The organism is Francisella sp. 19S2-4 (assembly GCF_036281795.1).
Taxonomy (GTDB): domain Bacteria; phylum Pseudomonadota; class Gammaproteobacteria; order Francisellales; family Francisellaceae; genus Francisella.
In genome coordinates this window covers 1-24,453 of the sequence record NZ_JAWUZH010000002.1, presented here as the reverse complement: position 1 = coordinate 24,453, position 24,453 = coordinate 1, and the positions used below count along the sequence as shown (strand labels likewise).

Genomic DNA, 24,453 nt, shown 5'->3' with positions numbered 1-24,453 from the left:
AATTATTAATGCTGGCTTGATTTTAACACATATAGATAATATTGGCTAAACTATTAATAGTATTAGCGATATTTAATTTCCCAACAATTATGAATATTTTTATTGGATAAGAAATCTCTAGATAGGCACTTCTTATCAATATTCTCGCAGTTAAATTTATCAATAATTTCTTGAGACATTTTAAAACGTCTATAATTATTTGAGAAATATAATACTCCATCTTTCTTAAGCGAATCCATAGCTAAATTTATAAGTAATTCATGGTCTCTTTGAACATCTAAAATGTCATCCATACGTTTTGAATTAGAGAAAGTTGGTGGATCTAAAAATATAACATCGAATTTCTCAGTATTAGCTTTTAGCCAGCCAATACAATCAGCTTGGATAAAATTATGATTTCTAGGATTAATGTTATTAAGTATGAAATTATTCTTGCTCCACTCTAGATATGTATTAGACATATCTACACTAGTAGTTTTAGCGCCATTTAGAGCTGCATGAACACTAGCTGTGCAGGTATAACTAAAAAGATTAAGTAGAGTTTTATTTTTAGCCGATTTAGCAACTAGTTGCCTAATTTTGCGATGATCTAGAAAAATACCAGTATCTAAATAATCATCAAAGTTAACATAGAATTTAGCATCAAACTCGTTAATGATATGAAAGTTATTTTTATCATTTTCTTTTTGATATTGATCTTTGCCTTTTTGACGTTGACGTACACGGGTATGAATATTTTCATACTTGATATCAAGAGTTTTATGAATTTGGTATATAGCTTGATAAAATCTTTGTTTAGCAATATTTTGATCTATAGTTGCATCTGCACGATACTCTTGTAAAAATACGCGCTCTCCATATATATCAACAGCAACGGCAAAAGTTGGAATATCAGCATCATATAAACGATAGCATTCAATTTCTGCTTGCTTTAACCAGGGTTTTAAACTTTTAAGATTCTTTTTAAGCTTATTTGAAAAATCTATATGTTCATCAGATTTTTGTGCACTTGCTTCAGCTAGGCGAATATTTTTATCAAGTTGGCTTTCGTGCTTAAATTTTGCATGCTCATTTATATCAAACTGATATAGTGTCGTTTCGATTGCTCCGTTATAAAACTTATTACGCTTTGTAGTACGTAGTTGCATTTCTTTAATTGAGTCAGCAAAACTTGTAAGGATTGCTACATTCCAGCCGTAGAAATCTTGAGATAATCTATCACCAAAACCATTAAAAATATCTAAAAGCTCATCAAGTTGATCACCATATAATCTCTCACCATATGGAGGATTTGTAACGATTAACCCTTCGCCATCAAATTCATTCTCAAGATCTCGGATATCACGACGTTTTATATTTACAATATCATCGACATCTGCTTGATAGATATTTTTCTCTGCTTTATCTAAAACATTATTATCGATATCATAACCTTGTATGATTGCATTAGTTGATATTTGAGCTTTCTTAGCTTCATTTATAAGGTTTTTCCAAAGAGTTTCGTCATGAATTTTTGAGTCAAATATTTTGAATTTTTTATTCAATAGAACAGGAGCAATATTTTTTGCCATAAGTGCAGCTTCGATAAGGATAGTCCCTGAACCACACATAGGATCTATAAGTATAGGTTGATCTTTTTTTAGTTCATCTAACCACCCTGCTTTTATTAATATTGCAGCAGCTAGAGATTCCTTGAGAGGAGCTTGACCTTGAAATTGTCTATAACTACGCTTATGCAAACTATCTATATTTAAACATAAAAACACATTTACAAATTGTTTATGTAAATGAAGCTTAATTACATTATTAGGATTTTCCGTATCAATATTTGGACGTAGATTTGTTTCTTGGCGAAACTGATCTACGATAGCATCTTTTGTTTTTTGCGAGACAAACATTGTATTATTAAAATCATAATGTTTACCAGAAATTATAATTTTAAAAGTTTTATCAACATCAAAATAATTCATCCAATTTATAGAATATATAAAGTTATATAAACTCTGCTGATTAGTTACTTTTTCAGTAGCTATTTTTAGCATTACTTGACTAGCTAGATGTGAATATATACAAACTTTGTAAGCTTGTTCTAGTGTTCCATCAAATTCAACACCAGCTAGTTTTTCATATGATGTGATATTTAATCTAAGTAATTCGTCTTTTAACAGTAGTTCGATGCCCTTTGCGCAACTAACAAAAAATGTATGTTTTTGCATAGAAAATATGATTTATAGAAATATTTGTTAAATGATATATTAATTGATACAAATAACAATCAGTATTAGTAAAGTTATTTTTTTTGTTTAGTACGGAAAATAATATCCCAAATAGGAAAAGCTACAGAGAAATTTATACTTGGATTCTGATGGTGTGTTGCATGATATCTCTTATACCAATGTAATATAGATCCTTTTTTAGACCTTACATGATGTGTAGTATGATGAACTATAAAATAAAGAAGTAAATCTAATAAGAACGCACTAAAAATAACACTAGCATAAGCTATATTAGTTATTAGACATAAAGGAACAAAAACAGACACTGTATAAACTGGTAATGATACATAGGTAGGACTACCTATAAGCTCAATAGGTTTATCATGGTGTAGTTGATGAAGCTCTTTGAATACAGGACAATGGTGAAAAAGGACTCTATGAATAAAATACTCAATAAATGATCCAAGAATAATACCAATTAAAAATAGTATGGCTACTTTCTCTAAATTATAATCAAGTAGTTTTAAACCATAAACAAAAAAAATAATAGCAGCTATAGGATAAATATAAAAATCACTCCAATAACCTGTGCTAAGAATTTTTTTAAATTTAGCAACATTCATATAACAAAAACTTATAGGTACTTAATAACTTTGCTATATTCTAAATCATTTAGAAAAATATAGAAATTAAATTTAGATAAATTTAGATACTTTTATTATAAATAGTATTGATTTTGAGAGATATATTATTATAATGTCGTTCTAAATACTCGCATAGCTCAGTTGGTTAGAGTACTACCTTGACATGGTAGGGGTCACTGGTTCGAATCCAGTTGCGAGTACCACTTTTATTTCCATTCACTTCCAATAATATTCGCAAAACATTGTAAAACAAAGGCTTTCAGAGAAAATATTTTCTAGTCTCGTCCAGCCCTATATAGTGCGATTCTGGATAAATGGTATCCAAATGGTATTCTAGATTGTAATAAAACAACCTATGGAGCCGTAAGAGTAAAATGCTAACTACAACGAAAATAGATAAAATAAAAACTAAAAAAACAGAACAAAGAATTATTGATGCTCTTGGGCTGTATTTAAGAGTCGATAAATATGGTAATAAGACATGGCAATATAGATATGTCTTCAATGAGAAAAGGAAATGGTTAGGTATAGGTCCATATCCTGCTATTAGTATAGATGATGCAAGAAAAATACGAATGGAACTGAAAGAGCTTTTAGATACTGGTGAGGATATTTCATATCGATCTAAAGCCAAAACTGTCATTTATGTAAAAGATTTAGTTTTAGAATATATAGAATTTCAGAGAAGAAACTCAAGCTCTGAAGATTTTATTAAAAAAATAACTAATATTTCAAAAAATCATGTTATTCCAGTAATCGGTAATAGAAATATTAAAACTATAAAACGACAAGATTGCTTAGATGTTTTACAGCCATTAGCTGATAAAGGGGCTACACGTAACAAAGTGCTTTCTATACTTAAAGGTGTTTGTATATTAGCAATTCATCATCAAATCATTGAGCATAATCCAACTATTGATATAAGTATATCTTTACCTAAGTATAGGGCTGAAGCTATGCCTCATATAAGTCCTCTACATGATAAAGAGTTATTACGAGAGTTGTTTCTAAACATAAGTAATTATACGAGAGGTAATGTGGTTAGTAGGCTTGCTCTGAAACTATTACCGTATCTAGTTTTAAGACCGGCTGAATTAGTATCACTTGAATGGAAATTTTATGATTCTGAAAATGCCAGAATCACAATACCTGCTCAGCTAATGAAAATGCGTAAAAATCATATAGTTTGTCTGTCATCTCAGGCTAAGGAAATAATAGAAGAGCTCAAAGAATTAAATCTTGGATCTAAATATATATTTCCTAGTTTTTATAGAAATAATAATCATATAAATTATGAATCTTTATCTAAAGCCATTAGAACTATGGGATATAATGGTATAGAAAAGCCAAAACAGACACTCCATGGCTTTAGGCATATCTACAGTACTATTGTTCATGAGCTACAAGATAAATATAGCTTTAGTAGTTTAGCAATAGAACTTGTACTTGCTCACACAGACACTAACAAATCTAGAGCTAGCTACAATTTCTCCGAAAAATTAGGAGAAAGAACTAAAATAATGCAAATATATGCTGACTGGATAGATAATCTGAAAAGTTCTGGAGAATAGCTATTTAACCGTGACACCGTGACATATTTTCTACTTTGATTTTTTAGATTTTGTTAATTCTAACTCTGAAGCATGTGATAGCCATTTTATATACAATTCATTAAATCTTAAAATAAGATTTCTATAATATTTTTCCTTCTTCCAACTTATCGATAAAGATATATTTTTTCGAAGATCATTAGTAAATATTAGGTTACTAATTTTACTCAATAAGAATAAATCTAACATGAATAAGTGGTTTTTATTAATCCAAAAATTAGATACATTTTTAGCTATAATGTTATGATCACATTCTAAGTTTTTATTATCAAAGAACTCATCAAAAAAGCACTCAAACTTTTTATATATTTCCATTGATAATTTTTTATATTGTCCATTAGTCATTTCAGAAGAAGCTCCAAATAATGCTTTTAGAGTCGCCTGCGTTGTACTAATGTTTGAGGTACAGATTCTATCTTCAATTTTATTAGTCTGATTTATATCCCCAAGTAAATTCGATATGTGGCATATTTCATTTTCATAGTAATTAAACTTTGCATTAATAGGGTCATTATAAATACTATCAAAAAAGGTAAAAAGATTTTCTAGAGAACTTCTAGTCATTAAATAGACTAATGGCAACTCGCCTGATGAAAGCTCACTACTTTGTTTCTTTCGTAACGAATCTGAAATAGTAATCCTAGTATTTTCAATGCAACAGAAAGCATGCCATCTATTAAGCAATATATCTCTAATTTGACTCAGAGATAACTCTAAATTTTTGTATTTTGTATATGAAGGTAGTTTAAGCTTTCTTTTTTTACCATCTTCTAAGAATTTTTGTATAGAGAAACCAAAAAATTTCCAAACTATACTGTAATCATATTCTTTTGAAAAACTATTTTGTACAGCTATACAAGAAAGCCTTTGAAAGTAAGTTTTGCTTACTCTAGAAATCGTTAAATAATTGGTATCATTACCTGATAGAAAATTACTATAGCATGTTTTTTCTAGATTGTACTTAGTAAAATTTATTTGCTCATATTTGTAATCTGAAATAGGAAACCTATCATAATCTTTTGCATACCAATTGAGAAAACCATAAATATTTACAAACTCTCTCTCAAATTGTTTAAAAAATATTCCCTCAACAATATCGTCTAAATGTGTCAAAGAGTCTCTTAATTTATTATCTTCGACTTCTTTTTGGATATATAACACTGACGACATAAAAGTATGAGAATAAAGATAATTTGTAATATTAGATTTAATACTTTCATCTAATTCGATGTTCATTTCACTAATTCTATACCTTAAAGCAAAGTAATATTGAGCGTACTTGTTAAAATCAAAACCCATTTTATCACTGATATAAAAGGCTATTACCATCTCTACTTTTAATACCTCTAATAAACTTTGTTTATCAATCCTAGTCTCAAACTTTACATGCACCTTTGGCAACTGCTTCTATAAACCTACAAATAACTTTTTTAGTATGAGAAATATCACTATCACTTATAAAACCTCTCAACCAAATCTTGCACCTTACCAAAAACTCTCTCAACAACAGTTTTTCTTTCTTTAAGTGTTGGTTTAGTTTCTAATACATCTACTATCTCCTGATTACGAGGTTTACGCTCTTCATACAAATAGTTATCTATAAGGTTAGTAAGAGCATCTGCTTTTAGCTTTTCATCTTCAACAAGTTGAGATACTTCTTTTTGTCTTTCCTGCTCCATAAACTCATCATAAGCATCTTCGATAGCATCTGGGCTAAGACCTTGCATAGCTGTTTCCATAAACTTACGAATAAGCTCTTTTTTGCTTCTTAGCTGAGGAGTATTAGCGATATCTTTGAGAATCTTATCTTGCTTGTCTTTCTGCTCTTGTTTAGTGGCACTCTCTTGAGATTCTGCTAATAGTTGTAAGATATAGCTAATAGTTATCTCATCTCTTTGAATAAGTTCTAAATCAAAAGAAATCTCTTTAAGAATAGATACCTTACTAGCCTCATCTTTTGTACTTCTAACATCATCATACAAGTCATAATACTTAGATTTAAAATCTTCATATAGTTGAGCAGGTATTTTAATATCTTGCCAATCAAAGTCAGTAAAGCCAGTTAGAATATTCATAGTTCTAATAATATTTCTAAATGCTTTGATAAACTCCAGCTTCTCTTGATCTGTAACTAGTGTATTAATATCATCAGGTTTCTGTGCTATGTGATTAAGCTCTTCATATTGCTTATTAATATCTTTAATATACTCTTCATAAGGTTTCATTAAGATAACATCTTCAGCCTCTTTATTCGAAAATAAAGCTATAGCCTCATCGGTATTATGTTTAAGATTTCTAAAGCAGACTACATTACCATGTGATTTAGTCTCATCTAATATACGATTAGTTCTACTAAATGCTTGTATCAGACCATGATATTTTAGGTTCTTATCAACATAAATAGTATTAATAGTTTTACTGTCAAAGCCTGTCAAAAACATATTAACTACTAAGAGAATATCTATTTCTCTTTTCTTTGTTTTTTTGGATACATCATTGTAATAAGCTTGGAAAGATTTGCTATCTTTGGTGCTATGTTTAGTATTGAACATTTTATTAAAATCTTCGATATATTCATCAAGCTTTTCTCGAGTATGGGCATTAATATTTTTTGGATCTATATCAATATCTTCTTTATTAATGCCATTAGCATCCTTATCATCCTCATTTGCACAAAAGCTAAATATAGTAGCTACCTTTAAGTCATGTTTCTTTGCTTTGAATTGCTCATAGTATTTGATTAAAACATCAGTGCTCTTTTTACTACCACCAACACAGAATATCGCATTGAATTTCTTTGAATGAGTTTTACGACTATGATTAGCAATAATATAATCTACTACCTTAGATATTCTCTCATCACTTTCATAAACTTCTTGAGTATCAATATTTTCTACTTGCTCATCGCTATCAGTATCTTTTTCTTTAAAGGTTTGGATGTATTCAATAGCGAACTTGAGAACATTACCATCTGATATAGCATCGGTAATTACATACTTATGTAACCTCTCATCAAAAAGCTCTACAGTTGTGCGTTTACCGTACTGATTTACAGTAGCATTTTTCTCAAGAATTGGCGTACCTGTAAAGCCGATAAGCTGACAATTAGTAAAGAATTTAGTAATGCTCGTATGTGTTTTACCAAATTGGCTTCTATGACATTCATCAAAGATAAATACGATTTTTTTATCCTTGATAGTTTCCATATTGCTTAAATATCTTGGCTTGTTGATAGCTGTATTAAGTTTTTGGATCGTTGTGACAATTAGGTCAGTTGTTTTATGAGTACCTTTTTTATCCTTGTATTTACCTAAAAACTGATCTACGAGTATTTTAGTATTATCTGTACTATCTACCGAGCCTTCTGCAAACTTATTAAACTCTTGTGTAGTTTGAGAGTCCAAATCGTTTCTATCAACCACAAATACAACTTTATCAACTTCTTCTAAGCCAACTAATATTTGAGCTGCTTTGAATGATGTTAGTGTTTTACCTGAACCCGTTGTATGCCAGATATAACCATTTTTATTAGAGTTCTTAACTCTATCTATAATCTTCTCAACTGCATAATACTGATATGGTCGTAAAACCATCATACATTTTTCAACTTCTGATATAACTATGTATTTACAAATCATTTTAGAGATATGACATTTCTCTAAGAAATACTTAGTAAACTGAGCTAGGTTAGTCATTAGCTTGTTATTTTCATCAGCCCAGTAGAATGTCTGTTTAAAGCTTTGCTTTTTGTTATTAGCGTAGTATTTTGTATTTACACCATTACTAATTACAAATATCTGAACATAATTAAACAAAGCACTATTAAAACCAAATGAATGTCTTTGGTAACGATTTACTTGATTAAATGCCTCTTTGATTTCTAAGCCTCTTTTTTTGAGCTCTATTTGAACTAAAGGAAAACCATTAATTAATAAAGTAACATCGTATCTATTTTTGTATTTACCTTCTTGGCTAATTTGATGAGTAACTTGAAAGAAGTTTTGACACCAATTTACAACATCTAAAAACTCAATATATTTGACTGTGCCATCATCCCTAATTAGAGAATATTTTTCGCGGAGCTTTTGAGCTTTCTCAATAATAGACCCTTTTCTAAGTTCGTTTAGAATCTTAGGAAACTCTGAATCACTAAATACAACCTCATTATGTTTTTCTAATTGTGATTTAAGGTTGGCTATTAATTGCTCTTCATTAGTAATATGGACTTTTTCATAACCCATATCAACAAGCTGTTTGATTAGTTTATTTTCTAATTGTAGTTCTGATTCTGTGCACATGTTTTAATTAGACTCTTCTTTAATACCATCTTTAATATAAGAAAGTTTATATTGTCTGTCTTGCCCCAAATTATAATAATCAAAGTAGTATTCACCTACTCCTGATATTTTTAATATAATTCTATTAACAAGGGTTCTTAATATCTTAATACCTCGTATATAATCTATATTATTTTCTACTTTTTTGCCATGAGCTGGAATATTCCTTTGATCCCATGTGTTGAGTTCCAAGTTAGAAAGCTCCATTTCTAACTCATTGAAGAATTTTTTTAGCTGTAATTTCTGTGGTAATACATTTGCATTTTCAATTTTTCCTATTAACAATTTTTTTTGATCTTCAGATATTTTTAATTCTTCTATTATATTTAAAACCTGACTTCTGAACGTTTTCCAGTTTGATTTGGATTCAAATATCTTAACACTACTATGCTTATCTAAATACTTCTTTTGTAATGATTCTATACATGCTCCAAACTGCACTGACGCACTATAAAAATGTGAACAAGAAGCATGCCAATATAACCAAAATAAATGAGAATAATCATACTCATCGTAAGAGTTATATAATGAGATAAAATGTTGTTGAAATATTTTAGAATCAATTAAATTTACTGAGCTATTACTTAACAATGTTGGAGGTAAAGTAGGTAGGTTAAAAGCTCCTTTATAGTCATAACCTTGATTAAGTTTAAAATTAACTAGCTCTTGACTAGTTGAATAAGTGACATAGCCTAAACTTAATATAGGTTTCCCAATAATAAATGAAATACAATTAACTATTTTCCTTCTTTCTTCATTTGAAAGAACTCTATCATATAATATATATTCATACTTATGTTTATTATGTGTGTATGAACATATATGCATAGAAATGTCGTTTATACATATTTTTAAGCAATTTCTATAACTTGATTTATTTTTTGTATTATTTTCAAACTCAATCTTATTAATTTTTAATATACTTTTGTTTGATCCTTCTAATTCCACAAAATCTGGAAAAATAAAATAATCACTTACATTAGAAACAAATTCTATTAAATATTTCTCATCTAACTCTTTTTCATCAACTATAGATTCAATACTTGTTATATATGACTTCTCCAACCTTCTATCATTATTGTCATTTATAGAATAAGAATTTATTCCATTTAGAGACACTTTCCTAGCCGAACATCTATCTTTTAGCACAATCTCACTATCATTCATATATACTTTGCCTAGAGGAATATCTTTAGCTTTTGTCGCTGAACTTATTTTAGATTCAGTTTCTAGTATAAGTCTTAAATTAGAGTCTCTTATAAGACTAAACTTTTGAATTGGTGAGTATAGACAATTATTACTTATGACCTCTAAACCTTTGAAGTTATTAAAAAAACCTATAATTTCAGACTCTAAAAAGTACAATTTTATCTCCTACACAAACATCTGCTGAAGCAGTCCTTTTTTAAATTCTTTGGTATCCTCTAGTTGCTTAGTTGCTAGCTCAATTTTGCTATCAACAGCAGATAAAAAGTTAGCTATTTTGGTTTGTTCTTCTGAGCATGGAATACTTATATGAATATCATTAAAAAATTCGACAACACTAATATTTAGCAATCCATGATTCCTAGCTCCTTCTTGAGCTATTTTATGAATTTCCTTATTTAGACCTCCATTATCAAAATAATGCTCCAAAAAAGAAACATTATTATTCTTAGTTCTAAAACAAATATATAATGTTGAAACGACTCCTCTGTTATACTTTTTTAATCGTTTAATCGCTCCTAATGGATAGCCATTTGAATAACTTTTATTATATGCAAAATCATCTTTATACAATAAATAATAACCTGATAAATCTTTTGCTGAAACTGATTTATTAAAATAAGTTTCTTGATTAATAAGACCTTGTTGAGCAGATATTGTCAAAACATTTAGATTGTTTTCCTTATTTTTTGAAGTAATTCTTTCAAATATTTCATTAAATACTTTTTCTTCCCACGCAGGAAACTCACTACCATCATCAGCTTTAAATCTAATCTCTTGACTAAAGATTTTCTGCATAATGCCTTTTTTATAGTCTTTGAGTAGTTTTTCTTTTTGAGTTAGTAGCTCTATCTTTTTATCTACAGATGTTAAAAATGAGGCTATTTTTTGTTGTTCGGGTTTGGTAGGTAAGAGCAATGGTAATCTTTTATACTCCTCAGCATTAATACCAGGTTGCCCAGAACGAATAGACATAACTTGTACCCATTTATTATAATGTTCTTTAAAAGTGTTAGCATAAACAAAATATGGGTCTGCTTTGTTAATATGAAACTTTATCAAGAAACCAGCATATATAAGATTTCCATCTCTCTCATTGTAAAGGTAACTTTTTCCTGTACTTGCTCCAGTTCTAGCAAATACTATATCTCCCTTAATTAGTTTATACTTTTCTTCTATTAATCCATCAGGTGAAGTTAATGGGTTAGGAACAAATGTTCTTGAAGACTCATCAATATCTGTTATTCTTAAGTACTTATTTACACCATCATAAGTAGTAGCTGCACAACCAACGCCGTATAAAACGTTATTAGACACATCTCCGAGTGTCTTATTTTCCCACTCACCACTAAACTCTTTAAATCTTAGCTTTGGTATATCGCTCATTTTTATCTCCTAAAATGGTGTAGCTATACCAAGCTCATCACAATATTGTTTAATGGTTTGATCATTGTTTGCTATTTCAGTATCAATATCTTTTAGCTGAGTACAAATACTATCTATATCAATAGGCTCTTCCTCTTCAAAAGTATCTACATATCTAGGAATATTTAAGTTATAGTCATTCTCTTTTACTTCTGACATCGGTGCAAGATATGAGTATTTATCTATAGTCTTTCTATTTGCATACGTATCTATGATTTTCTCTACATGCTTATCTGTTAGATAGTTTTGGTTTTTAGCTTTTTCAAAATCATTTGAAGCATCTATAAAAAGTATATGCTCACTATCTTCACGACACTTTTTAAATACTAAAACACATGTAGGAATTGAAGTCCCATAAAATATATTAGCTGGTAGACCTATTACAGCATCTAAGTAATTTCTATTTTCAATAAGATACTTTCTAATATGTCCCTCTGCTGAACCTCTAAATAAAACCCCATGCGGTAAAACTATAGCCATAGTACCATTCTCATCTAATTGATGAATCATGTGCTGGACAAAAGCAAAATCAGCTTTAGAGCTAGGTGCTAACTTGCCATATTGGCTAAATCTATCATCATCTAAAAATAACTTATTAGCTGACCATTTAGCACTAAATGGCGGATTAGCTACTATAGCTTCAAATCTTTTATCTAAATGTTGCGGATGCTCTAGCGTATCATCTTGTTTGATATCAAACTTAGCATAATGAACATCGTGCATTATCATATTCATACGAGCTAGGTTATATGTAGTTCTATTTAACTCTTGCCCATAGAAGTTTGTAACATCTTCTACCTCTGTAGCTACCCTTAATAGTAAAGAACCTGAACCACAAGTAGGATCATAAACTGACTTTAGACGAGCTTTACCAACAGTCACTAGTTTAGCTAATATCTTAGACACTTGTTGAGGTGTATAGAACTCTCCTGCTTTCTTACCAGCACCAGCGGCAAACTGTCCGATTAGATATTCATAAGCATCGCCTAAAATATCTCTATTTCTATCTGCTACATTAAAATCAATACTATCTAAATGACTTAGTACTTGAGCTACTACCTGATTACGAGCATTAGTTGATTTACCTAACTTCGTAGATGTTAAATCTAGATCTTCAAAAAGATGTACAAAGTCATCTTCGCTAGCTGAGCCCATAGTAGTTTGCTCGATATTAGTAAGAATCTTTTCTAAGTCTTCCAATATGAAGTTGTCTTCTTTTTGAGCACCTTTTTTAGCGACATTATGAAATAACTCATTCGGCTTCAGAAAGTAACCTAACTCATTGATACTTTCTTCTTTTACAGCTTCTAGCGTTTCTTCATCTGTAACTTCACAATAAACTAGTCCGTCCTCTAGAGCATTTGCAAATGCTTCCATTTTTTCTGATAGGTATTTATAAAAGATAAACCCAAGAATATAATCCCTAAATTCATCTGCATCCATTTTACCTCTAAGTGTATTAGCAATATTCCAAAGCTGTTGCTCTAGTAATTTCTTCTGTTCTTCGCTCATGATTTATTATAAGAATGTATGTCTACTTATATTGTAGCTTATTTTGATAAAAGATTTGAATGATTGAATAAATGTTTTGAGACCTTAGAAGAAAACGGCTACTTGATTATCAACTGCAAAGGTTGTGATATTACCTGATAACTCAATATCACGAGCTAGAGATTCAAAGTCGATATAGTATCTTAGATATTCTGGAACTGATGAAATATCAGTAGTTTTTTCTGCATAGTCTTCAACTGAGTCATATAAACCTATGAAACGATCGTTTATCATTTCGATAGCTTCATCAATGCTATTTGTATACTTATAAGCTTCTATAAAAAGCTCACCATGTTCTACAATGTTTTGAGCTACTTGAGAAATAGTTTCTAAGCTTTCATACTCTGACAAACTTAGATTACCAAAATCTTCATAGTCATGTATTGCCCATTCTTCAGCATCTGGCATAGGCGAATCTGCTAAAATCTCTTGAATTTCTTCTTCTAAAACGGAAACATCTTGGTTTGCGTTAACCCATTTACCATATAGAATACCATTGTTATAGCTTGCTAAACATGCGATATAAATTTGAGGCTCGTAGTTTATTGTCATTTTTTGCTCCTTTTGCTTTCACTGTTTACAACAACTTGAAGGACAACCAATTACAAAACATAGAAAATCACGGTGGAACTCACAGGCAAAACCTTGATTTTATATGGTATTGGCAAACTGGTTTGGTGTATTACAGTTACAAAAGGTATTAATTAAAAATCACAAACGAAGAGCTTATTTTACTCATCGCATTAGCAAGGCTAGGCAATGGTTATCTAGGTATTTATGGATTAGCAAAGCTAGATGTTTTTAGAAGTTAGAAAGACTGATTTTAGTAGTGATTATGTTAGTGCTATTGGGCTGGTATGAGTAGATTTTTTGGTTTTGTAAGAGTACTAGATATAGAAAGTAATATTGTTGGCATAATATTAATCGTTTAATATAATTAAGTTATGAGCAACTTTAGAGTCAAAAATAGTGAAAATTGAAAGTATATGGATTAAAAACTGGCGATCTGTAAAAGAAGAAAAGCTTAAAGCACAAGACCTAATGATTATCATTGGTCAGAATAACCATGGAAAATCTAATCTTTTATCTTCTGTATTATTCTTTTTTGGTGAGATAAAACAACAAGATCTGGATTTCTATTCTGGCTCTGCTGAACTATTTGTAGAAATTCAGTTTGGTGATCTTGATGAATCAGATAAAACCACTTTCAAAAAGTATTTAACCTCTGAAGGAAAAATAATCGTAAGAAAAACGGCATTTTTGGGTGGCAGTTTTGAATATAAAGGATACATAGAAAATCCATTAGATGACTGGCTTCAAGAAGCCAATGCCTCTGCTTACACAAAAAGGGAACTTGCTTCTAGTTTACCATTGCACCCTTATATTCCTGATTCTGGGCGAATTAATAAGCAAGACATAGTCGATGCCCAAAATAAATACATACAAAATAACAGGGAGAATATTCAATTTACCTTTGAACTTGAGACAACAAACTTTCTTGGGTTGAAAAGTGTCGCGAAGGGGATATTTGGCGAGGTCTACTTTATACCTGCTCTAAAGGAAGCTTCTGATGATTTTTCCTCTAAAGACTCTACTATTTTTGGAAAAATGTATGCTGATGTCGTGGCTTCAATGTCCGAGCATAATAATGATTGGAAAGAAACAAAGGAAAGGTTAAGGCAACTATTTTCCACCTTAAACAAAAAAGACCACGAAGGTAAAAGTAATAGTGAACGACCTAAACAATTATGCGACTTTGAGCAAGAGTTAACCAACGAGCTAGTTGCGTGGGGAACAAAAGTAGATATTGAGGTAACAGCTCCTGATATTGAGAATGTATTTAAAGCAAATACTCAGGTTTGGGTTGATGATGGCGTTAGAACGGATATAAAACGAAAAGGTCATGGTTTGCAACGAGCTCTGACAGTTGCATTAATACAGGTGGTTGCTAAAAAAGCTCTTGCTGAATCAAAATCTTCAGAAGAGCAAGGAAATAGAAAATCTTCAAATTCTAGATATTTTATATTCGAGGAGCCTGAGCTTTATTTACATCCTCAAGCACAAAGGTCATTATTTGACTCATTCGTTTCTTTGTCTGAGTCGGGAAGTCAGGTGATCCTCTGCACGCATTCAAGTAGCCTTATCGACGTTGAACGCTATAAGTCTATTTACATAGCAACAAAGGATAATGAAGAACGTGGAACTAAGGTTAAGCAATGTACCGAAGATTTATTTGAAGGAGATTCAAAAAAAGACTTCAATCTCTCTTACTGGATAAATCCTGATCGTGGAGAGCTATTCTTTGCTAGTAAAGTCGTGCTACTAGAAGGAGCTACCGAAAAAACAGTGTTTCCATTATTAGCAAAAACCCTAGGGGTATTTAGGTACGAATATACATTAATTGATTGTGGTTCAAAAGATAGCATTCCTCTTTACATTAAGCTTATGAATAAGTTTTCTATCCCTTATATTGTTGTTTATGATCGAGATCATCAGGCTCACAAAAAGAAAGATGCTATTGCTTCAGCAAATCAATCCACACAAAACATTATAGATATAATTGATGCGAATATAGGTACTTCAGTGGTATTAGAAAATGATATAGAAGAAGAGCTTGGTCTTCCAAAAGGTGGCAATAGTAAGCCTTATGTAGCATTAAGTATGATCACATCAAAAGACTTTAAAATTAGTCCTAGAATGGAGAGTAAAATAAAAGAGATCTATTCTTAGAAGAGTTAGTCATTACCTTATTGGAATAAATCGGTCTTTTCAATAAGAAAAATGAAAAATCTATAAGTTACTAAACTCAAATGTATTAACTCAAACCGCTACCACATATCATTAGTTATGATTAAATTATTTTTTAGATTAACTAAAAGTATTCATAGATTAGCAGAGCTAGATATTTTGATAGTGTTTAGATGAGCATAAACAGCAAAGTATTTGATAACTAAGCATCACTATAAGTCAAATATGTAATAGATTATTTTGATCATAATCCGAGCGTCATATCGCTATTTAAAATTTTTTTTGCCTCATCTACAGACAATAAAATTTCTATATCTCCCTTTTCTATATGAATAGTTCCGTATGGGTCTTGATATATTTTTTGTTCTTTACCCTGCCTACTTTCATCATAATCGCTATTGCTCCCCCATGTTTTCTTATCTTGAGTTAGATACTCTAAAGCTTGCTTGATATCATCTAAATCTAAATTCTTACAAACTACTAAACCACCTTTCATATTTCCAAGTTCTCCATGCCTATAGTTAAATATTAATGAATTTTCTTTTGTGTTTGAGCTAATTGATACGCTTTTTCTTTCAGCTAATTTAAATAACTTTCTTAATTTATCGTTTTTGGTCTTAGCCAGTAGCGACATAAATTTATCATATAAGTCCCAGTCCTTTTGATAAAACTCAAAATGTAGATTTTTCGCATTTTTTTCTTTATATGCCTTCTTTGTTTTTCGTGTTTTTTCTATATCTCTCATATCACAATCAAAGTTTCACATTTAATGCACCCTAGGGGGTGCTTTTTTGTTATAATGATTATATACAAAAAATAAACAAAATAATATGAATTATAAGATAACAGAAGGACTAAATGATCTATTGGACATGCTATTCTACCATGTATATAATCACCTAATAAACATTGAATCAGACTCTCAAATAATATTTTTTTCGTTATTATGTTGTGCTCTGTACTTAATGTTTTACAAAATCTACAACTTCAAAAAAAGCCATACTTTACCTTATATTTATTCAGCAGGAATAACCATTGGATACATAATGCTTTGGCTTCTATGGATTTACTATTTTGTAAGTATTGCATTATCAATGACAACTTTTGGTTTAGCCTATTTTTTAGATAGGCTAGATACATTTAAGTTGGAAATATTTTTTCCTAGTGTTATTGTATTTTTTATACTATTTGGAATAACTATTTTATTAGATTATATCTTTATAAATAGAATCAGAGAACAAAAGATATTAAACCCACTAAACAAAATATCTAATGAATACATATATAAAGTATCTGGCAAAAAAGAATACAATCCTGAAGTTAGAAGAACGCATTGCGGTGAATTTAACCCTTTAAAATACTATAAGGAAGGCTTATTGTTTCATGGCTTAAATGAGTATAAAAAACCTGTCTATACAAATCTAATAGAAAGCCTAGATGGTCACGTATGTATAACAGGAGGTACAGGTGCTGGTAAAGGCGTCCAAACTAGATTGTTTTTGAGCCAATTTATTCGATATGGTGTTAAAAATATTATATTCGATGTTAAACCAGATAAGTATCTTTATAACCTATGTGCTGAAGAGTGTAAAAATACAAACCAAAAAATGTATGTTATAGATATTGATACGAGATTACCACAGATACAGTTATTTGCAGGTATTAATAATATTGATTTTGAAACGATTATAAGCTCTGCTATGGAGTTAGAGCCTCAAAAACAAACTAATGCTCGAGTATATGCTCAAAGAACTGAAACTGCATTAATCACAATAGCAGAACACATTTATAAACAAGGTATGACACCAGCTGAGATTATTAAAGCTTGTGATGATTATGACATAGAACTTTTATCAGAAAACGAAGATTTAAAAGCTTTGCTATATAATTTAGCAAGATATAAAGTATTCAATTCTACAAAAGCCCCTACTATACAGGATATATTGCATGATAATGCTGTTTTATATATCAGGGCTAATAGTGCAAAAGAAAACCCTGCTAGTAGTTTAATATTAAGGCTATTATTTCAAACTATCACAAAAAAGATTCAATATAACGATCTACAAAAATGTATATTCTTGGATGAGTTTAAATTTATTATGACTACTGCCGTAATGAACCAACTAGCAACTATTCGAGATTTCAAAACCACTCTAATGGTGAACTTTCAAGCGTTTAGCAACTTTGAAACGAGTCCTAACAAAGCAATGAATAATAAAGCTTATGGGAAAGAATTATTAGACAATATGCATATTTTTGCATTAGGTAATACATCAGATACAGAAACTATAGAGATAGTTCAAAAAAGAGGTGGGCAAACCACATACGACAAAGCTTTTGAAAATGAAGAAGCTCAACTTAATGGTGGAACTGAAACATCTGGAGATAGAAAATATACAAAACATGTAGATTATAAATTAACACCTAATGAAATTGCTAATGGTGACAAGAAAACAATGATTTTATTAGCGCCACAATTACTTAAAGATAAGGAATATGAAAAGATATCTACTTACTATATACCAACAAAAGACTATACTTTCAACATAACTCAAACATTTGAAGAAAAAAATATACATACAGTTAATCAAGAAAAAGCTTTAGACATAAATAATGAAATTAAAACACCTCAAAAAAATGTAATTACAAAAGAAAATAAACACGACAATAGCGTTAAAGATTTAGATATATGGGGTAATAGTGATGATCAGTAAAAAATCGTTAATAGAACAAGGAAGTATAACTAAAGAAAAAATATTATCTTATCTAGCTGAATATAAATACTCTACACCTAGGACAATATCAAACGCATTAAACATAAAATATCCAACAGTTGTAGCTGCTTTAAATCGATATATAAAACAAGAGCTAATAAATGAGCATAAAATACCAGCACCTCGTGAAAAGGTGGTTGGAATATCATGGCTTGGCTTATGTGAATTAGGCATAACAGAGAGAAGTAAGGTCTTTCACCCTAGTAGATTTAATGAAAGAACATTATTTCACTGGCTACAATGTCAAAATTATGCGACATTAAAAAGAAATAAAGGGATTGAATGTATACCTGCTCCAAACGATAAAATAGGTGTTAGAGGTAAGGGTCGTGTTGACTTAATAGAAACTGTAAAAATTTCTGATACTCAAAATGTTAATATTGGTATTGAAGTAGAGCGAACTCCAAAAACCCCAAATCGATATATGGAAATTTGGGGTGGTCACATAGAAGCTATACAAAAGAATCAACTAGCTGGAATCAAATATATTCTTACCTCGAAACAAAGTGAAGTAGTAAAAAAAATATTTGATAAAACACATGAATTTGTAACACCAGACAAAAGAAAATTAAACTTTGAACCTTATAAGAATAGATTTAAATTCATAATAAATCACGATCTTTAGATAAAAATTTTAAATCTACAATAAGGGTTAAAATACCATGCCAAAGCATCATTTTTATCCCGTTCATATAACGAGAGATAATCCACAGTAAGTGGATATGCTCTCGAAGTTATAGAATAAAATCATTCAAGCATTAGAATAAACTGGCTCGTTTGTATTGCATTTTTGCGATACAAATAAGCTTAGTTTTTCTTTGCGATGTAATGAGAAAACTCCCCCACCCGTTCCGTTCTTAGTTGGACTGGTTCTTTTGAAATTGCGTAGCGATTTTGAAAAACTTAGTCCTACTTAGTAGGGGACTAGTTTCATAGGTTCGCTATAAGACTTTTATCTTTGATATATTAGTCGCGTACGGGTTCTATGGAACTAGTCGCGTACGAAGTACAGACGGGTGGGATGTTTTATTTGTAAATGTTCTGCCAATTATGCTAAGAAGATTTATAGTAATAAAACATAAGTAGATAAAGGCTTTGAGAGTATACTCTTAAAGTAATTATCTACACTAGTTTAGTTATTTTGTTAGTTAGTATACTAATTAACATAAATAGATAAACATTAAAATAGCTATATAAATGTCTATTTAACTGACTAGGTTAAATCTAGACAATATTATAGTGTTATGTTTATAACTGACTATATTTGATAACTTACTTACTTTGATAAAAGTCAATAAATCATCTAAAAACTCACCCAAAGCTAATGCTTTGCTTATTATATTTTACTTCTAACTATCTAGCTATTTCGGCATAAATATCTATTAAATGCGTCTTCAAAGTCTGTACGTTTATAGCCCTTTTTACGGTTATAATCTCGTCTAAGAGTTGAAGAATAAATCTCAAATCCTGCTAACATTTTAGCAAGAGCATTTGCATTTATAGGTTTACTATGGAGCCAACTAACCCAAGGTCTTTCTTCCATCTGTATGAGATGTGAAATTAGCTCAGTTGTAAAAATACGCTCGTAATTTGTAACTTCAAATATTTCTGCAATATCTTCGAGTAGTTGTATTTGATGAGTTTTCTCATCACGGTTAAATGTAATGACCTTGTAAGCCTTGATACATTTATCAAGCCAACCACTATTTAAATTCTCCGCAATACAAAATAGTGGATGCCAATTATCCATAGCACGATCATTTTCAATACGCGGTAAAGATACTTTTGCAAAGCGGATATCATCTTGATGATCCACTCCCCACTTTAAAAGTTTAGTGCGAATTTCTAAACACTGATCCTTAAAATTTACTGGTAACCGATCTACAATTTCATGTATAGTTTTCCTACGAAGTCGTACTTCAATAGATCTGTCCATTACTGTTCCTTGTAATGGCTTTATAGATGCAAATACCTTGGGTGACCAAGTAGAAAATTTCTTTGATTCGTAATTATCACCAACTGTCCGAATAATTACGGCTCTATTTTTTGCATGACCAGAGTTAATAATTCCTATCATGTCATCGTTCCTACCAGATACAAAAGTATCAGCTTCATCAATAAGTAAAGTAGGTTGATACTTTTCAATTAGCCTAAAAATCGCAGCTGGTGTGATATTACTCGTAAGTAATGATTTATTAGCCAATGCTTCGATTAGATCAAGAGTAGAGCTTTTACCACATCTGCGTTCAGGGCTGGTGATAGATAGATTAGGAAATATTCTAAATGAATTAAATACATAGGTTCCCATGATCCATAATGTAATAGCTGTATTACCTCCTTCTGGTAGAAATACATATCTATCAAATATATTCTCAATTTGGTCAGCTAGCTCAACTCCACAAACAGAGCCATCAAAACAATCAACACTCTCAACAATGTCATCATTTTCTTTTATAGCTTGAGCTTTAATCTGTTCAACTTTTTTATTTAAAAATTGAGTGCTTACTTCAAGTTCTTTTGCTTTATCTTTATACACTCTTTCATATTGAAGATCATCTAATTTAGATAATTCTTCAAATATTATTTGAGCTTCTTTCAAACTACTCATGACATTCCACCTCATATCTTTTTTGTATGCGAGTTTCTAGCCATTCATCGACCTCAGAATATAACCAACCTCTAGAGTTTTCCCCTAATGTGATTTGTCTGGGGAATAATCCTCTAGCTATATAATCATAGATTGTTGATCTTGATAATCCTGTCATCTCTATCACAGTTTTTAATCTTATTATTTTTTTCATTTTTTAATCCTTTTAGTTCGCCTAGGACTTGGTTAATTGCTAATGGTTGTGATCACATTCACAATATTCCCATGTATACCAAAAAAAATGTTTCCTTATTTTCAAATTATTTTGAGTAACTTTTTTAGAGACCTATGGTCTTTACTTGCTATGAATGTTAGAAATTATAAATTTCAAACATTCTCACAAGTTCCACTATTCGTTTTACACAGAAGTGGATGTTATGAAAATAACAGTGAATATACTGACTATAGTTTGTCACGATGTCACGATATCACTGATTAAAAAAAGGAAATAGATTTATTATTATCTAATAGAAGGAGTAAACATCTATTTCAAATAATAGCTAAGTTTATAGGTTATAAATGAGTTAATAATATATTTTGGTATCCAAATGGATACATTGTATTTTTTAAAAAAACTTAAAGCCTTTACTTGTAAAGGTTTTAGCTAATAGTTATAATCCAGTTGCGAGTACCAGTAATTTCAATACTTTCAGCCCTCTACCCCAAAATACTATAAATTATCAAGGTGCATATAAGGGTCACTAGGTCTAATTTTTAAAGCTATAAAAATATTCAATAAAATATATTGAAACAAACAATTTCTTTTCAAAACAAACAAATATTTTGAAAATTTCATCAGAAACGCTAGTTGATTTAGATAGCCCTGAGGCTATATAAATCTTTTACAATAGCGTTTCTAAGTATTAAATCATGCGAAGCATTACGCATTCCCCAAATTCTTGGGGAAGCGGCGAAGAGTTAATCAAATATCGGCTCTGTCTAACGCCCTGCTTATAGCTAAGGGCGAACGATATTGAAAAACTCTAGCCTTTGGGTTTATTTGATAGCTTGATAAATCTGCTTGATTATTTACTTGCTTTGACAAAAGTAATAAATAAGCTTAAAACTCATCCAAAAATATTGTTTTGTCGTGATTAAATTATCTCAATTTTATATGATCTATAATAGAAGTAATATCTCTTTCATTCTTTACCCAATCATAATGGTTAGATTGTTCTAACTCAATTATATAAATATTAGTCGCACTAGCTAAACTAGAAAGATGATTGTCATAAATATTTTTATAATAATTAAAAAACCCAAAAGTAGGTAAATTTCTTTTTAATTTCATACATTTAAACAATGAAATTGGAAAATTTAGTTTCTCATTTTTATTTACATTTAGCGCATATCTATAATTTATATTTTTATAATCCTTAATATTTAGCTTTTTTAAACACAATTCATACCTAAAAATACTATCTATAAGTAAAAGAGATTTTATTTCCATATTAGATTGCAAATTTTTACAAACTTCAAATGCTATTACACCACCTAAACTCCATCCTAAGAATATGGCTGTTTTAACATTGGCGAAGTCTCTCAAGATTAATGACAAATAATATTTTTTTAATTCATTTATAGAAATATATTCACTTACATTTTGATCTAAGTTATTTATCATTTCTAAGAAAATATTATTAAAAGCAATAACCTTATAGGTTTTTGATAATTCTGGTATCAAATTATTATAATAACTTTCTGCTCCTCCTTCAGCTGGCGGAAAAATAAATATAACATTTTCATTGGTATCCCCAAATACCTCATAAGGTTTGAAGTTCAATAAATCACTAGGTGTATAATATTCTTCTCCCTGATCTACTAATCTTTGTGTATGCTCTTGTATCTGGATTAAACTCTCTTGGAATGTCCTAGCTAACTTATCTGTAATCTTTTTGCCTAACTGTGTCACTACTGAGAAACTTAACTGACCATCAACCACCAGACCATTGATATTAATAATATTATGATCTTGGTTATCTAAATTCATGTTTATACCACTACTCTCAGATACTAACTGCCATAATCCTTCTCTACCATCAAATTGACCCAAATAGTTAAAGCTTACTCTTGGTAATTGCTTGAAATCTATTTCATTGCTTGATTGAGCAAAACTACCAAAGCCTATCCCTTTATTAGGTATAGATCTGAGACTTTCTTTGATGTGCTTTATTGTACTACCTAGATCTTCTTTAATCTCTAATAGTGCAGGATACATCGTGGTAAACCAACCTACTGTATAGTTTAACTCCACCCCTTCTTGGATATGCTCCCTACCATGACCTTCTAATGTAATAACTTGGATATCACTCCGGTTTATATCTCTAAGTGCATATCCTAATGCACTAAGTAATAAATCATTTATCTCTGTATGATAAGCCTTATTACCATTTTGTAATAAACTCTCTGTTTGAGATTTATTTAGACAAACCTCTCCTCGGCAAGGCTTGCTACATATCTCTGGATAACTTGGAATATTAGTTAATATATTATTCCAATAATCTAATTGATGTTTATTATTATCTGCATATTCTTTAACTAAATTTATATACTGTCTATAACTTGTTCCTTTTGCTGATAACTCTTCATTATTATAAAGTGATTTAAAGTCTTCTATTAATATACGCCAACTTACTGCATCTATTATTAAATGATGTAGTGCAAAATATATCCTCGCACTACCATCTTTAAACCCGTGTAAATATCCTATACTCCATAATGGTCCATTATGTATATCAAAGTTATTTTGCCACTTAGTTAACCTTTTGCTTATAGCTTTATCTGATAACCTACTTACATCTAGTAGTCTTAATTCAGGAATATCTATACTTGATCTATATACTTGAGTATAACCAGCATCTTGCTTAACATAGTTAGTTCTCAATATGTCATGATGTGACACCAGCTTCTCAACTATAACATTAAGCCTAGATACATCTAACTCCGGAACCTTGACCAAGAATGACTGGTTCCAATGATTATAAGCTTTAAACTCACCACTATTTACTCGATCAAGGAACCACTCTTGTATCGGTAATAAACCAAGCTCCCCTTCGAGAATTCCTTGTTCTTGAATTATCTTAGATTCTATTTCTTCTCTAGAACTTAAATACTTAGCTAACTTACTTATTGTACGATAATCAAATATATCTCTTACACTACAATCTATTCCATTACGGCGTAACTTTGAGCTAAGCTGAATACTTACTATAGAATCCCCACCTATTCTAAAGAAATTATCATTAACACCAACTTTATCTAACCCTAAAACTTCCGCAAATATATTGCACAACTC

At 30.3% G+C, this 24,453-nt stretch carries 16 protein-coding genes and 1 tRNA gene; 5 read left to right on the top strand and 12 right to left on the bottom strand.

The features are described from left to right. Positions 1–62: 62 nt before the first annotated feature. Both rlmKL and R8535_RS00585 read right to left on the bottom strand, forming a co-directional pair. Positions 63–2,216, bottom strand: a complete 2,154-nt coding sequence (gene rlmKL / locus R8535_RS00590; protein ID WP_329495645.1) for a bifunctional 23S rRNA (guanine(2069)-N(7))-methyltransferase RlmK/23S rRNA (guanine(2445)-N(2))-methyltransferase RlmL — start codon at positions 2,214–2,216, stop codon at positions 63–65. Positions 2,217–2,290: 74 nt separating this feature from the next. Next, positions 2,291–2,839: a sterol desaturase family protein gene (locus R8535_RS00585; protein WP_329495647.1), complete on the bottom strand. Its 549-nt coding sequence runs from the start codon at positions 2,837–2,839 to the stop codon at positions 2,291–2,293. Between the two features lie 147 nt (positions 2,840–2,986). On the opposite strand from R8535_RS00585, the gene R8535_RS00580 reads away from it, so the two are divergent. Both R8535_RS00580 and R8535_RS00575 read left to right on the top strand, forming a co-directional pair. Beyond that, positions 2,987–3,063, top strand: a tRNA-Val gene (locus R8535_RS00580). A gap of 171 nt (positions 3,064–3,234) precedes the next feature. Next, entirely contained in the window at positions 3,235–4,431 is a 1,197-nt protein-coding gene (locus R8535_RS00575; protein ID WP_329495649.1) for a tyrosine-type recombinase/integrase, read from the top strand. Between the two features lie 30 nt (positions 4,432–4,461). On the opposite strand, the gene R8535_RS00570 is transcribed toward R8535_RS00575, so the two are convergent. From R8535_RS00570 to R8535_RS00545, 6 genes are all read right to left on the bottom strand, one after another. Further along, complete coding sequence (locus R8535_RS00570) at positions 4,462–5,862, bottom strand: hypothetical protein (protein WP_329495651.1); 1,401 nt, start codon at positions 5,860–5,862, stop codon at positions 4,462–4,464. Between the two features lie 59 nt (positions 5,863–5,921). Further along, positions 5,922–8,768, bottom strand: a complete 2,847-nt coding sequence (locus R8535_RS00565) for a type I restriction endonuclease subunit R (RefSeq protein ID WP_329495653.1) — start codon at positions 8,766–8,768, stop codon at positions 5,922–5,924. Positions 8,769–8,771: 3 nt separating this feature from the next. Continuing rightward, positions 8,772–10,172 carry a hypothetical protein gene (locus tag R8535_RS00560; RefSeq protein WP_329495655.1) on the bottom strand — a complete coding sequence of 467 codons (1,401 nt, stop codon included), beginning with the start codon at positions 10,170–10,172 and terminating at the stop codon, positions 8,772–8,774. A gap of 9 nt (positions 10,173–10,181) precedes the next feature. Further along, the gene (locus tag R8535_RS00555; RefSeq protein ID WP_329495656.1) at positions 10,182–11,399 is read right to left on the bottom strand and encodes a restriction endonuclease subunit S; all 1,218 of its coding nucleotides are present in this window, start codon (positions 11,397–11,399) and stop codon (positions 10,182–10,184) included. Positions 11,400–11,408: 9 nt separating this feature from the next. Then, positions 11,409–12,950 (bottom strand): type I restriction-modification system subunit M, encoded by a 1,542-nt coding sequence (locus R8535_RS00550; RefSeq protein ID WP_329495657.1) that lies wholly within the window; start codon positions 12,948–12,950, stop codon positions 11,409–11,411. A gap of 84 nt (positions 12,951–13,034) precedes the next feature. Further along, positions 13,035–13,541, bottom strand: a complete 507-nt coding sequence (locus tag R8535_RS00545) for an antirestriction protein ArdA (protein WP_329495658.1) — start codon at positions 13,539–13,541, stop codon at positions 13,035–13,037. Positions 13,542–13,958: 417 nt separating this feature from the next. Between R8535_RS00545 and R8535_RS00540 the strand changes: the two genes are divergently transcribed. Then, positions 13,959–15,719 carry an AAA family ATPase gene (locus R8535_RS00540; RefSeq protein ID WP_329495659.1) on the top strand — a complete coding sequence of 587 codons (1,761 nt, stop codon included), beginning with the start codon at positions 13,959–13,961 and terminating at the stop codon, positions 15,717–15,719. 262 nt (positions 15,720–15,981) lie between these two features. Here the strand turns inward: R8535_RS00540 and R8535_RS00535 are convergent, their stop codons facing one another. Further along, positions 15,982–16,482 carry a hypothetical protein gene (locus tag R8535_RS00535; RefSeq protein ID WP_329495660.1) on the bottom strand — a complete coding sequence of 167 codons (501 nt, stop codon included), beginning with the start codon at positions 16,480–16,482 and terminating at the stop codon, positions 15,982–15,984. A gap of 301 nt (positions 16,483–16,783) precedes the next feature. On the opposite strand from R8535_RS00535, the gene R8535_RS00530 reads away from it, so the two are divergent. Together R8535_RS00530 and R8535_RS00525 are read left to right on the top strand one after the other, a co-directional pair. Further along, positions 16,784–18,451 (top strand): helicase HerA domain-containing protein, encoded by a 1,668-nt coding sequence (locus tag R8535_RS00530; protein ID WP_329495662.1) that lies wholly within the window; start codon positions 16,784–16,786, stop codon positions 18,449–18,451. After that, positions 18,441–19,136 (top strand): helix-turn-helix domain-containing protein, encoded by a 696-nt coding sequence (locus R8535_RS00525; RefSeq protein ID WP_329495663.1) that lies wholly within the window; start codon positions 18,441–18,443, stop codon positions 19,134–19,136. The genes R8535_RS00530 and R8535_RS00525 overlap by 11 nt, the downstream gene beginning before the upstream one ends. A 732-nt stretch (positions 19,137–19,868) precedes the next feature. On the opposite strand, the gene R8535_RS00520 is transcribed toward R8535_RS00525, so the two are convergent. The 3 genes from R8535_RS00520 to R8535_RS00510 form a co-directional block, all read right to left on the bottom strand. Next, positions 19,869–21,119: a DUF3631 domain-containing protein gene (locus R8535_RS00520; RefSeq protein WP_329495664.1), complete on the bottom strand. Its 1,251-nt coding sequence runs from the start codon at positions 21,117–21,119 to the stop codon at positions 19,869–19,871. Further along, the gene (locus R8535_RS00515; RefSeq protein WP_329495665.1) at positions 21,112–21,312 is read right to left on the bottom strand and encodes a helix-turn-helix transcriptional regulator; all 201 of its coding nucleotides are present in this window, start codon (positions 21,310–21,312) and stop codon (positions 21,112–21,114) included. Before R8535_RS00515 ends, R8535_RS00520 begins: the two co-directional genes overlap by 8 nt. A 945-nt stretch (positions 21,313–22,257) precedes the next feature. After that, positions 22,258–24,453: condensation domain-containing protein (locus R8535_RS00510; protein WP_329495666.1), on the bottom strand; the 2,196-nt coding region annotated here is incomplete at its 5' end.

Excerpts from the sequence above, each read along its gene's own strand:
- R8535_RS00575 (WP_329495649.1), top strand. The coding sequence starts at position 3,235 with ATGCTAACTACAACGAAAATAGATAAAATAAAAACTAAAAAAACAGAA.
- R8535_RS00585 (WP_329495647.1), bottom strand. The coding sequence starts at position 2,839 with ATGAATGTTGCTAAATTTAAAAAAATTCTTAGCACAGGTTATTGGAGT.
- R8535_RS00530 (WP_329495662.1), top strand. The coding sequence starts at position 16,784 with ATGCTTTGGCTTCTATGGATTTACTATTTTGTAAGTATTGCATTATCA.
- R8535_RS00550 (WP_329495657.1), bottom strand. The coding sequence starts at position 12,950 with ATGAGCGAAGAACAGAAGAAATTACTAGAGCAACAGCTTTGGAATATT.
- R8535_RS00555 (WP_329495656.1), bottom strand. The coding sequence starts at position 11,399 with ATGAGCGATATACCAAAGCTAAGATTTAAAGAGTTTAGTGGTGAGTGG.
- R8535_RS00565 (WP_329495653.1), bottom strand. The coding sequence starts at position 8,768 with ATGTGCACAGAATCAGAACTACAATTAGAAAATAAACTAATCAAACAG.
- R8535_RS00535 (WP_329495660.1), bottom strand. The coding sequence starts at position 16,482 with ATGAGAGATATAGAAAAAACACGAAAAACAAAGAAGGCATATAAAGAA.
- R8535_RS00545 (WP_329495658.1), bottom strand. The coding sequence starts at position 13,541 with ATGACAATAAACTACGAGCCTCAAATTTATATCGCATGTTTAGCAAGC.
- rlmKL (WP_329495645.1), bottom strand. The coding sequence starts at position 2,216 with ATGCAAAAACATACATTTTTTGTTAGTTGCGCAAAGGGCATCGAACTA.
- R8535_RS00525 (WP_329495663.1), top strand. The coding sequence starts at position 18,441 with ATGATCAGTAAAAAATCGTTAATAGAACAAGGAAGTATAACTAAAGAA.
- R8535_RS00515 (WP_329495665.1), bottom strand. The coding sequence starts at position 21,312 with ATGAAAAAAATAATAAGATTAAAAACTGTGATAGAGATGACAGGATTA.
- R8535_RS00520 (WP_329495664.1), bottom strand. The coding sequence starts at position 21,119 with ATGAGTAGTTTGAAAGAAGCTCAAATAATATTTGAAGAATTATCTAAA.